Genomic DNA, 14,143 nt, shown 5'->3' on the forward strand with positions numbered 1-14,143 from the left:
AGCCAACACAAAGCAACTGTGGGAGCGAGCTTGCTCGCGATAGCGGCCTGACAGTCAACATAGATGTTGAATGTGATGGCCTCATCGCGAGCAAGCTCGCTCCCACAGGGGATTTGTGGTGTGGCGTTATTCGATGAAGGTCACTACGCCATCTTTCAGCGACTGCACCCGAGCCAACGATTCAACCCGATAACCCTGCGCATCCAGTTCCGCACGCCCACCCTGGAACGACTTCTCGATCACGATCCCCAAGCCGGCCACGGTCGCACCGGCCTGTTTGATGATCGAAATCAGTGCCTGCGACGCTTTACCGTTGGCCAGAAAGTCATCGATGATCAGCACGCGGTCGCTGCTGGTCAGGTGGCGTGGGGAGATGGCCACGGTGCTTTCGGTCTGCTTGGTGAACGAGTAAACGGTCGCCGACAGCAGGTTTTCGGTCAGGGTCAGGGATTGGTGCTTGCGCGCAAAAATCACCGGCACGCCAAGGTTCAGGCCGGTCATGATCGCCGGGGCGATGCCCGAGGCTTCGATGGTGACGATCTTGGTGATCCCCGAATCCTTGAACAGCGTGGCGAATTCATCGCCGATCAGCTTCATCAGGGCCGGATCGATCTGGTGGTTCAAAAAGGCGTCGACCTTCAGGACCTGATCGGAAAGCACGATGCCTTGTTCGCGAATTTTCTGGTGCAGTGCTTCCATGAAGCTTTCCTCTACCGGCGCCATATGCGCCTAGCTGGTCAAAAAGTGTTCGGTTAAAAATGCGTCGGTTAAAAAGTGCTCAATTCTAGCGCTTTAACATCGCACGTATATCCGCCAGTGCGGTATTGCCGCGAACGGCTTTGACTTCAACCGGCGTGTCGTCGGTGCCTTCCCAGGCCAGGTCGTCCGGCGGCAGTTCATCGAGGAAGCGGCTCGGCGCGCAATCGATGATCTCGCCGTACTGCTTACGCTTGGCCGCGAAGGTGAAGGCCAATGTCTGACGCGCGCGGGTAATACCGACGTAGGCCAGGCGGCGTTCTTCTTCGATGGTGTCGGCTTCGATGCTGGAACGGTGCGGGAGGATTTCCTCTTCCATGCCCATGATGAACACGTAAGGGAATTCCAGGCCCTTGGAGGCGTGCAGCGTCATCATCTGCACACCTTCGGCGCCGTCTTCCTCTTCCTGCTGGCGCTCCAGCATGTCGCGCAAGACGAGTTTGCCAATGGCGTCCTCGACGGTCATTTCGCCTTCTTCGTCTTTCTCCAGGGTGTTTTTCAACGCCTCGATCAGGAACCAGACGTTACCCATGCGGTAATCGGCAGCCTTATCGCTGGAGCTGTTGGTGCGCAGCCAGTTCTCGTAGTCGATGTCCATGACCATGCTGCGCAGTGCCGAGATCGGGTCTTCGCCGGCGCACTGCTCGCGGACCTTGTCCATAAAGCGCTTGAAGCGCGACAGGCGATCGGTGAAGCGCGTGTCCAGGTGTTCACCCAGGCCGATTTCATCGGTGGCGGCGTACATCGAGATTTTGCGTTCGGTGGCGTAGTTGCCGAGCTTTTCCAGCGTGGTCGAACCGATCTCCCGGCGTGGGACGTTGATCACACGCAGGAAGGCATTGTCGTCATCCGGGTTCACGATCAGGCGGAAGTAGGCCATCAGATCTTTGACTTCCTGACGTCCGAAAAAGCTGTTGCCGCCGGACAGCCGGTAGGGAATCTGGTGGTGTTGCAGCTTTAGCTCGATCAGTTTGGCCTGATAGTTACCGCGATACAGAATCGCAAAGTCGCTGTATGGCCGATCAGTGCGCAAATGCAGGGTCAACAATTCGACCGCTACCCGCTCGGCTTCGGCGTCTTCATTGCGGCAGCGGATTACGCGGATCTCGTCGCCGTGGCCCATCTCGCTCCACAGCTGCTTTTCGAATTCGTGCGGGTTGTTCGAGATCAGTACGTTGGCGCAACGCAGGATGCGGCTGGTGGAACGGTAGTTTTGCTCCAGCATGACGACTTTCAGCGACGGATAGTCGTCCTTGAGCAGCATCAGGTTTTCCGGGCGGGCGCCACGCCAGGCGTAGATCGACTGGTCGTCGTCGCCCACCACGGTGAACTGATTGCGCGTGCCGATCAGCAGCTTCACCAGCAAATACTGGCTGGCGTTGGTGTCCTGATATTCGTCCACCAGCAGGTAGCGGACTTTGTTCTGCCACTTTTCGAGGATGTCGGCGTGTTCCTGGAACAGTTTTACCGGCTGCAGGATCAGGTCGTCGAAGTCCACCGCGTTAAACGCCTTGAGCGTGCGCTGATAGTGGGTGTAGACGATGGCGGCGGTCTGTTCCTTGGGGTTGCGCGCATTTTCCAGGGCTTCGGGCGGCAGGATCAGGTCGTTTTTCCATGAGCCGATCATGTTCTTGATCTCGTCGACGCCGTCGTCGCCCGAGTATTCCTTCTGCATGATGTCGGTCATCAAGGCTTTGACGTCGGTCTCGTCGAAGATCGAGAAACCCGGTTTATAGCCCAGCGCAAGGTGCTCCTTGCGGATGATGTTCAAGCCCAGGTTGTGGAAGGTGCACACCGTCAGGCCGCGACCTTCGCCGCCCTTGAGCAGGGTGCCGACCCGTTCCTTCATCTCGCGCGCGGCCTTGTTGGTAAAGGTCATGGCGACGATGTACTGGGCGCGAATGCCGCAGTTCTGGATCAAGTGTGCGATCTTGCGCGTGATCACGCTGGTCTTGCCGGAGCCTGCGCCGGCGAGCACCAAAAGAGGGCCGCCGACGTAGCTCACGGCTTCTTGCTGCCGGGGATTGAGTCGGGACATACGAAATCAGGGAGTCGTTTGCGAAATGGGCCGGCATTTTAACAGGCTCAGCGAATTGTGCTGCTCTCTCCGACTTGTGACGCACCACGCTATCTATATTTGCCGGTTTTGATACTTTCACGCAGGATACGCGGTGAATCTGCGTCTAATGTTCGAAATTGCGGATATAAAGGTCTCGTGTGATAACTGATGTCGTTTGGTCATTGGTTACCGGCACGGCATAATGGCCGCCGCCTACATCTTTGCAGAGTCTAGGGAGCTAGCTTGTCTACGCCTGTCGAACCCTTGCGTTTGCTGCTACTGGCCGAAGAGCCGGCGTGGGCAGCGTTGTTGCGCGAGTGTCTGGCTCCGATGGGGAGCTCGGCCGTGCTCATCAGCGCTCCGAGCTGGGAGTCGGTCAGCGCTCTGTTCGACGACAACCGCAGCGCGGTGTTGTTGACCATCCCGGCCCTTCAGCCGGCGCCCGGCCGTTGCAATTTGCCGACGGTGTTGCTGCTCGACCACGAACCGCTGTTGCCGCCCGATGGCGTGAGCGACTGGCTGGTGCGCGACCTGCTCGACACCGGCATGTTGCGCCGCTGCCTGCGCCATGTGCGTGAACGCGGCCTGCTGGAAAACACGCTGCAACGCCTGGCCGAGCAAGACCCGCTGACCGGCATCGCCAACCGCCAGGGTTTCCAGACCTTGCTCGCGGCGCGACTGGCGGAAAACGACGGCCGCGGCCTGGCGCTCGGTCACCTCGACCTCGACAACTTCCGCCACGCCAACGACGCCCTCGGCCATCAGGCGGGCGACCGGTTGATTCTGCAAGTGGTCGCGCGGCTGAAAAGTCAGCTGGAAGCGGGCGATCAATTGGCGCGGCTGGGCAGCGATGAATTCGCCCTGCTGATCGACACCCGCCGCGCCCCGCAACGCGCGGAGTGGATGGCCGAAAGAATCACCGAAGCGCTGGCCGAGCCTTATTGGGTCGACGGCGAAAGCCTGTTGATCGGTTCCAGCCTCGGCATTGCCCACGCCCGCGCATTGGCCGGCGCCGACCCGCTGATGTGGCACGCGCACATCGCCATGCAGCAAGCCAAGAGCACTCAGGGCTGCACGTTTCACATCTTCAACGAACGCATCAACCGCAATGCCCGCAGCATGGCCGACCTCGAAAGTGAACTGCGCCGGGCGTTGCGTCGCGATGAGCTGGAGCTGCATTACCAGCCGCGCCTGAACCTTGAGGACGGGCAGATCGTCGGCCTCGAAGCCCTAGTGCGTTGGCGCCATGCCGAACGCGGGCTATTGCCGCCGAGCGAATTCGTGCCGCTGGCTGAGCAAAGCGGCCTGATCGTGCCGCTCGGTTACTGGGTGATTTCCCGCGCGTTGCGCGACATGCAGGCGCTGCGCGAACGGGGTTTGCCGGCGCTGCACATGGCGATCAACTTATCGTTCCGGCAGTTTCAGGACAGCCAATTGTTGTCGACCCTGAGCCGGTTGATTGCCGAGCGCGGCGTCGAGGCGCAGTGGCTGGAATTCGAACTGACCGAAACCGCCGTCATGCGCCGCAGCGATTTGGTGAAGCAGACCATGGACGCTCTCGGACGCCTGGGCGTGCGCTTCTCGCTGGATGACTTCGGCACCGGGTTCTCATCCTTCGTGCACCTCAACAGCCTGCCGATTGCCCTGTTGAAGGTCGACAAGAGTTTTGTCGGCGGGATGGAAGGGCGCGAGGAGAATCGCAAACTGGTGCACGCGATGATCAACCTGGCGCACAACCTCAATCTGGAAGTGGTCGCCGAAGGCGTGGAAACCCCGGAGCAGCTGGCTCTGTTACGTGGGTTTGGCTGCGATCAGGTGCAAGGGTATCTGATCAGCAAGCCGTTGCCGTTGGTGGAGTTGGTTGAGTATTTGAGTTTTGGCAGCAGTCAGCAACCGATGATGGAGATCGTGAACTAACACGAATCCCCTGTAGGAGCGAGCTTGCTCGCGATGGTGTGACAGTCAAGAAAGTGTCAGCTGACCCACCATCGCGAGCAAGCTCGCTCCTACAGGGAGGTCATTCGGTCTGAATGACCTCGAAACGCTGGGCTGACGCCGGCTCCCGCCGAATCATCCGCTTCATCTTCCACTCAAACGCCAGCGTCAGGCTCACCGCCGCGCACGCCAGGCCCAACGCCAATCCCCACCAGACACCTGTCGGGCCCCAGTCCAGATGGAAGGCCATCCACCACGCGGCAGGCGCGCCAATCAGCCAATAGCAACCCAGCCCGACCAGAAACGTCGTTTTCGCGTCTTTCAGCCCGCGAATGCAACCCATGGCGATGGTTTGCGTTCCGTCGAACAACTCAAACCACGCGGCCACCGCCAGCAGGCTCACCGCCAGGTCGATGACAGGTCGAAAGGCCGGGTCGTTGTGGTCCAGGAACAAACCGATCAATTGATTCGGCAACAGCCAGAACACCATCGCAAAACCCAACATCGCGGCCGCGCCGAAAACGATTCCGACCCGTCCGGCCAGTCGCGCATCCAGCAGTTGTCCAGCGCCATAGTGCTGACCGATACGCATGGTGATCGCGTACGAGAGCCCGGCCGGAATCATGAACGCCACCGAGACAATCTGTAGCGCAATCTGATGCGCACCCAGTTGCGTACTGCCCATGGTGCCCATGCACAGCGCCGCGAATGCGAACAGCCCGACTTCCACGGCGTAAGTACCGCCAATCGGCAGGCCGAGGCGCCATAGCTCCTTCAGGTACTGACGATTGGGCCGCGACAGACCCTGAAGCAGAGGGTAAGCGTCGTACGCCGGATGCCGGCGGATGTGCAGCGCCAGTGCCACGGCCATCAGGTTGGCGACAATCGCCGTGACCAGACCGATGCCCACCAGGCCCATTTTCGGCAGACCGAACATCCCGGTGATCAACGCGTAATTGAGCACGAAATTGGCCACGGTACCGCCGAGACTGATGACCATCACCGGCGTGGCCCGGCCAATGGCGCTGGTGAAACCGCGCAGGGCCATGAAACTCAGATAGCCGGGCAGGGCGAAGGGTAGGATCAGCAGGAACTCGCCAGCCGCCTGGACGTTGGTTTCAGTCTGGCCGAACAGGAGCAACACGGGTTTGAGGTTCCACAGCAGCAACCCGGCCACCAACGCCATCAACCACGCCAGCCACAACCCGGCCTGGGTCAGACGCGCCGCGCCGACAATGTCGCCCGCGCCCTTGCGGATCGCCACCAGCGTGCCGACCGCGGCAATGACCCCGATGCAGAAGATCGCTACAAACGAATACGTCGCCGCCCCCAGACCGCCCCCGGCCAACGCTTCGGGGCTCAGGCGCGCCATCATCAACGTGTCGGTGAGGACCATCAGCATGTGCGCCAACTGCGAGGCAATCAACGGCCCCGCCAGCCGCAGGAGGGCCCAGAGTTCAGTGCGCGCTGAATGCTGCATGGTCATAACGCTCGACTAGAAATGAGAACAGGAAAGCGTCGATTCTCGGCGCTCTGCGGGGTTTGCACAAAGGGATAAATAGGATGGATCGCATGATTAAAACTCATCCTGAGAGTTTCTGGTAAGTTGACGCCATCGCGCTGTAGGAGCTTTCCGCATGTCCCGTCGTCTTCCTCCCTTGTATGCCCTTCGCGCATTTGAAGCTGCGGCGCGACATAGCTCGTTTACCCGCGCCGCCGAAGAGCTGTCGATTACCCAAAGTGCGGTCAGTCGACACATTCGTACGCTTGAAGAGCATTTCGCCTGTCGGCTGTTTCACCGCAGCGGCCGCAATCTGCAACTCACCGAGTCCGCACGGCTGATCCTGCCCGGCATCCGCGAGGGTTTCACCGCCCTCGAGCGGGCGTGCAATACCTTGCGCGCCGAAGATGACATCCTGCGCATGAAAGCCCCGTCCACCCTGACCATGCGCTGGTTGTTGGCGCGGCTCAGCCGTTTCCGTCAACTGCAGCCGGGCAACGAGGTGCAACTGACCAGCGCCTGGATGGACGTCGATTCGGTGGACTTCAACCATGAGCCGTTCGACTGCGCGGTGATTCTCGGCAACGGACGTTTTCCACCGGACTGGGAGGCGAGTTTCCTGTTCCCCGAAGAGCTGATTCCGGTGGGCGCGCCGAATCTTCTGAAGGATCAACCCTGGGATGTCGCGCGCCTCGCCCAAGCCGAGTTGCTGCACCCGACGCCCGACCGGCGTGACTGGCGCAACTGGCTGGAGCGCATGGGGCTGACGGATCAGGTGTCGCTCAAGGGCGGGCAAGTGTTCGATACGCTCGAACTGGGCATGATTGCCGCCGCCCGAGGTTATGGCGTGTCGATGGGCGACCTGTTGATGGTGGCTGAGGATGTGGCGCAGGGTCGTCTGAGTTTGCCGTGGCCGACCGCCGTTGCCAGCGGTGAGAATTATTACCTTGTCTGGCCTAAAACTCGCCCCGGAGGTGATCGTTTGCGCCGCCTCAGCGATTTCCTGCAAGGCGAAGCCCAAGCCATGAAACTGCCGGATGTCGAGCACTTGAGCTGAAACGTTAGAGCCGCTGCAATGGCGGCCTTGAGCCATACCCCGGTTATTTACTCAAGTATTCAGGTTTGCCGCCGAAAATCTGCAGGTGGGACCTTCGTGCAGGTTCCACGTTATTCCAATTATTAGAAATTTTGCTGAGCAGCCGATCAAGGAAGATCAGGTCACTCGGCCAGGAGCTGTCATGTCTCAACCTCGTGCCCGGATTGCCTCACAGCTTGGTCTTGCGCTCGCCGTTATCTTGGCGATTGTCATCAGCGGCAGCACTGTATTCGCCCTGCGCTCGCTGGATACCGCCAACCTCGCCACCCGCGAGGAGCACCTGGCCAGTGAGGCCCGCTTGCTCGCCGATCAGCTCAGTACTTTTCACGGCACGTTGCGTGAAAGTACCCAGCGCCTGGCCGGTTTGTTCGAGAAACGCTTCAGCGCAGGCCTCAGCGTGCATGCGGACGAGCCAGTGACAGTGGCCGGCACTCAAACCCCAGGTCTGCATCTGGGAAGTGAAGTGCTGAACAACAACTTCAAGGAAGTGGACGAGTTCAAGCAGATGACCGCGGGCGTTGCGACGGTGTTCGTGCGCAGCGGCGATGAGTTCATCCGGGTCAGCACCAACGTCAGCAAGCAAGACGGCAGCCGCGCCATCGGCACGCTGCTCGATCATGCGAACCCGGCTTACGCGCGGTTGCTGGCGGGGCAGAATTACGTGGGTCGAGCGTTGCTGTTCGAACGCTTCTACATGTCGCAATACACCCCCGTCCGCGACAGCAGCGGTAAGGTCATTGCCGTGTTGTACGTAGGATTCGATTACACCGACGCGCAGAACGCGCAATTCGCCAACCTCAAGCGCTTCCGCATCGGCCAGACCGGTTCGCTGGCGTTGCTGGATGAGCAGAACAAATGGCTGGTGCCGATTGCGGGCGTGCAAGCGCTGGATCAAGCCGTGCCCGCCATCACCGCACTGGCAAAAACGCCGGGCAAAGGCGAGTTCTGGAGCGACAAGTCGGAAGATTTCTACAGCATTGCCGTGCCGTTCGAAGGCGGGCCTTGGTCGGTGGTGGCGAGCATGCCGAAAGCCGAAATCCGCGCGGTGACCTGGAGCGTCGGCATTCAATTGGCGATTGGCAGCCTGTTGGCGATGTTGATCGCTGTGGGCTCCGCCGTTTGGCTGCTGCGCAGCAAACTCGCGCCGTTGGGCGATCTGGTGCGTCAGGCTGAAGCCCTCGGCGCCGGTGACCTGAGCGTGCGCCTGAACGTGTCGAGCAACGACGAAATCGGTCAGCTGGCCCGCGCGTTCAACCAGATGAGCCAGGCCCTGTCGACCATGGTCGAGCACATTCGCAAGGCCTCGCAAGAGGTCAACAGCCGTGCCCAGGCATTGTCCGGTTTGTCCGGCGGCGCCTATGAAGGGATGGAGCAGCAGTCGGGCGAAATCACCAGCATGGCCGGCGCCGTGGAAGAATTCAGCGCCACCTCGCTGAACATTGCCGACAACATGGGCAGCACCCAACGCCTGGCGCAGGAAAACGCACAGCAAACACAGATCGGTCGTACATCGATGGACGAAGCGTCCTCGTCCCTGGAGCAAATCGCCAGAGCCCTCAACAGCACCGCTACAGTGATCAACACCTTGGGGCAGCGCTCGCAGGAAATTGGCGGCATCGTTGGGGTGATCACCTCGATTGCCGAACAAACCAACTTGCTCGCGCTGAACGCGGCGATTGAAGCGGCGAGAGCCGGTGAGCAGGGTCGTGGTTTTGCGGTGGTGGCTGACGAGGTACGCAACCTGGCTTCGCGTACTCGTCAGGCCACCGACGAGATTTCCGGGATGATTCAAAGCATCCAGCAGGAAACCGGCAACGCCATCAGCACTATGGAACAGGGCAACGTGCTGATGCAGGAAGGCTTGTCGCGCAATGCCAACGTCGCCTCGGCGCTGGCGCGGATCGATGAACAGAGCCGTTCGGCGGGTGAGCAGTTTGCGGCGATTACCACGGCGACGCAGGAGCAGAGCAGCACCGCGACTTTGCTGAGCAGCAATTTGCAGAGCATCGCGCTGGCGAACAGTGAGCAGCGGGAAGTGGTGTCGAATTTGGCGATTACCGCCAAAGAGCTGGAAGCACTCGCGGCGGGATTGCGTCAGGAGGTTGACCGGTTTCGTTGAAGTGCCATTCAAATAGCCTTCGCGAGCAGGCTCGCTCCCACAGTTGACTGCTGCGGTTCCTGTGGGAGCGAGCCTGCTCGCGAAGGGACCCACTCTTTCCAGGTTTTGTACCCAGACGCTGGGGTCGCTTCTTTCTGTGCCTTTGCTTTTTTGCTTGATGAATCGTTTCAGCAAGCTTATAAAAATGGTACAACTCCAAGAAAGGCTCCTGCCATGACTCCGCTCAAAATCATCGCCACCCTCGGTGCGCTCTCTGCCGCCTCCCACGCCATGGCTTGGGATTACGTCTTGCTCGACACCGACAAAGCCGCCGAAAACTGGACAATCACCAGCCAGCAACTCGGGGTTAAAACCGACAAACCCTTCTCCGTGACCCTGCGAACCTTGCACGGCGGCCGGCAGGAGGGCGTCAGCATCGTCGACATCGATAACGGCACCCTGAAACTCTCGGTGGTGCCGACTCGCGGGATGAACGTCCTACAGGCGTCTGTAGGAGATGTCCGCATGGGCTGGGATTCCCCGGTCAAGGAAGTGGTCAATCCGTCCTTTATCGAACTCAATGGTCGCGGCGGACTGGGCTGGCTCGAAGGCTTCAACGAACTGGTCACCCGCTGCGGTTATGAATGGGTCGGCCATCCCGGCATGGACAACGGCGAACTGCTGACCCTGCACGGTCGCGCCGCCAATATCCCGGCCAGCAAAGTCACCTTGCACATCGACGAAAAGCCGCCTTACGCCATCAGCCTGCGCGGCGAATTGAAAGAGCAGGCATTCAAGAAGGTCGACTTCTCCGTCGCCACCGAACTGGTGACCGAGCCCGGTAGCGTCAGCTTCAGCCTCAACGACACGCTGACCAACAACGGCGATTATCCGAAAGAATACCAGGCGCTGTATCACAGCAACTTCAGCACGCCGTTCCTCGAACAGGGCGCACGTTTTGCCGCACCGGTGAAACAGGTTTCACCGTTCAACGACAAGGCCAAAGCGGATCTGCCGGACTGGCAGACCTATCGCGGGCCGACCAAGGACTATGACGAAACGGTTTACAACGTGGTGCCATATGCCGATGCCAAGGGCGATACGCTGACCGTGCTGCACAACAAAGCCGGTAGCCTCGGCGTTTCGGTGGGCTTCAACACTCAAACGCTTCCGGTCTTTTCGCTATGGAAAAACACCGATACCCAAGGTCAGGGTTATGTCACCGGACTGGAGCCAGGAACGAGTTTTTCCTACAACCGGCGGTACCAGCGACCGCTCGGTCTGGTGCCGACAATTGCGCCAAAGGAACACAAGCAATTCCAGATCAGCTACAGCTTGCTTGCAGACAAAAGCGCTGTGGATAACGCGTTGAAGCGCGTGAGCGAAATTCAAAGTGGGCGCGAAACCGAAGTCAGGCAAACGCCTTTGGTAGACCTTTCCAAGTACTAGTTTGTACTCGGCCGGTACTGCAACGCCTCGGCCAAATGGCTACGGGTGATGCCTTCGACCTGCTCAAGGTCCGCCAATGTACGCGCAACCTTGAGCAGTCGATGGGCTGATCTCAGCGACAAAGTCAGCCGTTCACATGCCGTTTCCAGCCAGGCTTCATCGATTGTGGATAACGTGCAATGCCTGCGCAGAGCCGGCAGATCGAGGAAGGCATTGGCGCAGCCCTGGCGTTTGTGTTGTCGTTCCCGTGCTTCGGCGACCAGAAGGGCGGCGGTAGCGGTGTCGTCTCCGGGTTTGAGCGCTGGGTTCAACGCGGTGGCTTCCCGCGCGACGGTGAGGTGCAGGTCGATACGATCCAGCAATGGCCCCGAGAGTTTGTTGCGGTAGCGCTGAACCATGTCCGGTGTACAACTGCATTTGCCGCTGGGTTCGCCAAGGTATCCACAGGGGCACGGGTTCATCGCCGCCACCAATTGGAAACGCGCAGGAAACCGCACGCGATCCTTCGCCCGGGAAATCACGATATGCCCGGACTCCATTGGCTCTCTTAAAACCTCCAGCACTTTGCGATCGAATTCCGGCAGCTCATCGAGAAACAGCACGCCATGGTGGGCGAGGGTAATTTCGCCGGGTTGTGGCTTCGATCCGCCACCCACCAATGCCGGACCGGAAGCGGAGTGGTGGGGTTGGCGAAAGGGTCGTTGTGGCCAGTGGCTCAACGGCACACAACTGCTGACGGATTGGATGGCCGCGACTTCCAGCGCTTCGCTTTCCGCCAACGGCGGCAGCAATCCCGGCAATCGACTCGCCAGCAGGGTTTTACCGGTGCCCGGCGGCCCGCTGAACAGCAGGTTATGAGCTCCGGCCGCAGCGATCAGCAATGCGCGCTTGGCCGAGAGTTGGCCCTGCACTTCATTCAAGTCGGGATAGGGTTTGCTGGCATAGAGCAGACCATTTGAAACATAAGGCTCGACCGGCGTGTGGCCATTGAAATGCGCGACCGCTTCCAGCAAATGATCCACCGCGAACACCTTCAACCCGGACGCCAGACACGCTTCCTCGGCATTCGCCCGTGGCACCATCAGCGAGCGCCCGGCCTTGCGCGCCGCCAACGCCGCCGGCAACACCCCCCTCACGGCACGCACCGCGCCCGACAGCGCCAACTCGCCCAGGCATTCAATGTCATCCAGGGTCAACGTCGGCACCTGCACACTGGCCGACAGAATCCCCAAGGCAATCGCCAGATCGAAGCGCCCACCGTCCTTGGGCAAATCCGCCGGCGCGAGATTCAACGTGATGCGCCGCGCTGGAAATTGGAGGCCTGAATTGATGATTGCGCTGCGCACCCGGTCCTTGCTTTCCTTCACCGCCGCTTCGGGTAAACCGACCATGGTCAGCGATGGCAAGCCGTTAGCCAGGTGGACTTCTACGGTAACGGCAGGCGCATCCACGCCAATCTGGGCGCGGCTGTGGACGATGGAGAGGGACATGGTCGTTCCTTGAGTTTTGCGGGGGCCGCTTCCTGCGGGTTTTTGAAGGGTAGTCGGGGGTTACGAGTTCAACATTGCAACTGAGCTACGAAATCTTCGCCGGATGTTGCGAGCTCCACGACCCACTGTAGGAGCGAGCTTGCTCGCGATGGTCGTTAACGAAAACGCGGGTCCTCTGGAAGAACGCGGCGTCCTGGCGTTCATCGCGAGCAAGCTCGCTCCTACAATTACGTGCCCCAGCGCCCGAATTTTGGCTGAATCTGCAATCGACCTACGACCTTCGTAGCGCCGAAATCGAGCGTGGTTAACCGGTTACGGCAAATGAAGCGCTCGTGAAGCCTTTTTCCACCACGGCACGCTGGCCGGGCGCTGTGTATGCACCGTACTTGGCAGCAGCTGAGGCACATCCTGCAACCGAATCCATGGCTGGTTGTTCCAGTGCAGCAAACTCAGCGACATCTCTGGCCAGTTAAGCAGGCTCAGCATCGGGCGTTCGGATGAAGTGGGTTGCGCTGCGTCTCTCAGCGCGGGCACCACGTCGTGGGTCAGCCACTCGCGCAGGCCGCGGTATTCGGGGCAGTAGTGGTAGACCAGTAGAGCGTAGATGCCGGATTCGCTGATCAGGAGCGTGTCTTCGATGACACCGTGGATGAGCATTCGCGCGGTTTGGCGTTGGTCGGGGTCGAGTTTTCGGATGGCGCGTTCATCGAGGTAGAGGCGCAGGAGGCGGCCCAGGTCGCGGGCGCTGAACCAGGGTTGGTTTTGCAGGAGTAGGGCGTGGAGGTGGAGTTTGTGGCGGGTGAAGACGTGGGGGGTTAGATAATCGTCATCGCAATTCATTGGTACAGATCCTTTTGCCTAAAGGGCTGCCCGCAATCGTCGCCAAACAATTGGGTGGCAGTTGTACGCGGGTTGGCGAACCGGAGCAAAAGGAACCCGGCAGACCCGAAGGCCTCCCACGCACAACCGCCATGACTTGGGTCGATGGTCGTTGCACTCCTAAAGCTTTCGGGTCGCCAAACCCAGTGCTGAACATTCAGCATTGGGTGAGCTTAGGAACCGGGGCTTTGGGGCGCAATCGGACGGCGGTGGTTTTGTTGTAGGAAGTGGCCGGGATTTTTGCGGGCTTGATGATCAAGAGATCGCAGCCTGCGGCAGCTCCTACAGGTCGTTCCGACCTTATCGCGAGCAGGCTCGCTCCCACAGGGGATCGGGTTTCAAAGTGGGATGGGCGGGGTTATTCGGTCGGGGGATTGAGCTTTGCTTCAAGCTCCGCGACTTTCGTCTCGAGACTTTCAAGACGTGCCCGGGTCCGCGCCAACACAACCATCTGGCTATCAAATTCTTCCCGGCTTACCAGGTCCAGCTTGCTGAAGCCGCTCTGCAACAACGCCTTGAACTGGCTTTCGATTTCACTTTTCGGCAACGGGGTGTCGCCGCTGAAGAGGCGGGAGGCGGTGCCGGTCAGGGCGTCGAGAAAGTCTTTGGGCGCGAGCATGGGAAATGTCCTGAAAACAATGCGGGCAGTGTATCACGCAGTGTCTATAGTCAAATCCGACCGCAGGGATGCACGCTTTTCGCGCATGCGGACGGACGGCGTCGCACTGTTGTTGTGCGTTACGCATCGGGCAATCGTATGCGCAAACCCGCAGTTGTTGGCAAGCGCTTGATATCCGGGGTTTTCGGCGAGGTGGCAAGCTTTCTGCTTAGTGGGTAGTGACCCATGCACTGATGCAGTCGCTGTGACGAATGCAGTGCG

10 protein-coding genes are annotated in these 14,143 nt (G+C 59.9%); 4 read left to right on the top strand and 6 right to left on the bottom strand.

Annotated features, from left to right (window positions below; genetic code table 11):
- Positions 1 to 126 precede the first annotated feature (126 nt).
- Both F8N62_RS23590 and rep read right to left on the bottom strand, forming a co-directional pair.
- Positions 127 to 699, bottom strand: coding sequence for a xanthine phosphoribosyltransferase (locus F8N62_RS23590; protein WP_150712925.1), 573 nt, complete (start codon positions 697 to 699; stop codon positions 127 to 129).
- Positions 700 to 784: 85 nt separating this feature from the next.
- Positions 785 to 2,794 (bottom strand): DNA helicase Rep, encoded by a 2,010-nt coding sequence (gene rep, locus F8N62_RS23595; protein ID WP_150712926.1) that lies wholly within the window; start codon positions 2,792 to 2,794, stop codon positions 785 to 787.
- A gap of 264 nt (positions 2,795 to 3,058) precedes the next feature.
- On the opposite strand from rep, the gene F8N62_RS23600 reads away from it, so the two are divergent.
- A complete protein-coding gene (locus tag F8N62_RS23600; protein WP_150712927.1) occupies positions 3,059 to 4,732 on the top strand; it encodes a putative bifunctional diguanylate cyclase/phosphodiesterase in 1,674 nt (557 codons plus the stop codon).
- Between the two features lie 100 nt (positions 4,733 to 4,832).
- Here F8N62_RS23600 and F8N62_RS23605 read toward each other — a convergent pair whose 3' ends face one another.
- A complete protein-coding gene (locus F8N62_RS23605; RefSeq protein ID WP_150712928.1) occupies positions 4,833 to 6,230 on the bottom strand; it encodes a NorM family multidrug efflux MATE transporter in 1,398 nt (465 codons plus the stop codon).
- A 157-nt stretch (positions 6,231 to 6,387) separates the two neighbouring features.
- On the opposite strand from F8N62_RS23605, the gene F8N62_RS23610 reads away from it, so the two are divergent.
- The 3 genes from F8N62_RS23610 (at position 6,388) to F8N62_RS23625 (ending at position 10,894) form a co-directional block, all read left to right on the top strand.
- Positions 6,388 to 7,308, top strand: a complete 921-nt coding sequence (locus tag F8N62_RS23610; protein ID WP_150712929.1) for a LysR substrate-binding domain-containing protein — start codon at positions 6,388 to 6,390, stop codon at positions 7,306 to 7,308.
- A gap of 181 nt (positions 7,309 to 7,489) precedes the next feature.
- On the top strand, positions 7,490 to 9,466 hold the full coding sequence (locus tag F8N62_RS23620) for a methyl-accepting chemotaxis protein (protein WP_150712930.1): 1,977 nt from the start codon (positions 7,490 to 7,492) through the stop codon (positions 9,464 to 9,466).
- A gap of 213 nt (positions 9,467 to 9,679) precedes the next feature.
- The gene (locus F8N62_RS23625) at positions 9,680 to 10,894 is read left to right on the top strand and encodes an aldose 1-epimerase family protein (protein WP_150712931.1); all 1,215 of its coding nucleotides are present in this window, start codon (positions 9,680 to 9,682) and stop codon (positions 10,892 to 10,894) included.
- Here the strand turns inward: F8N62_RS23625 and F8N62_RS23630 are convergent.
- The 3 genes from F8N62_RS23630 to F8N62_RS23645 form a co-directional block, all read right to left on the bottom strand.
- The gene (locus tag F8N62_RS23630) at positions 10,891 to 12,384 is read right to left on the bottom strand and encodes a YifB family Mg chelatase-like AAA ATPase (protein WP_150712932.1); all 1,494 of its coding nucleotides are present in this window, start codon (positions 12,382 to 12,384) and stop codon (positions 10,891 to 10,893) included. The two genes, F8N62_RS23625 and F8N62_RS23630, sit on opposite strands and share 4 nt — an antisense overlap.
- A gap of 312 nt (positions 12,385 to 12,696) precedes the next feature.
- Positions 12,697 to 13,224, bottom strand: coding sequence for a Bro-N domain-containing protein (locus F8N62_RS23640; protein ID WP_150712934.1), 528 nt, complete (start codon positions 13,222 to 13,224; stop codon positions 12,697 to 12,699).
- A 397-nt stretch (positions 13,225 to 13,621) separates the two neighbouring features.
- The gene (locus tag F8N62_RS23645) at positions 13,622 to 13,882 is read right to left on the bottom strand and encodes an accessory factor UbiK family protein (protein WP_150712935.1); all 261 of its coding nucleotides are present in this window, start codon (positions 13,880 to 13,882) and stop codon (positions 13,622 to 13,624) included.
- Positions 13,883 to 14,143 lie beyond the last annotated feature (261 nt).

Origin of the sequence: Pseudomonas fluorescens, from assembly GCF_902497785.1 — a bacterium.
Taxonomy (GTDB): domain Bacteria; phylum Pseudomonadota; class Gammaproteobacteria; order Pseudomonadales; family Pseudomonadaceae; genus Aquipseudomonas; species Aquipseudomonas fluorescens_BO.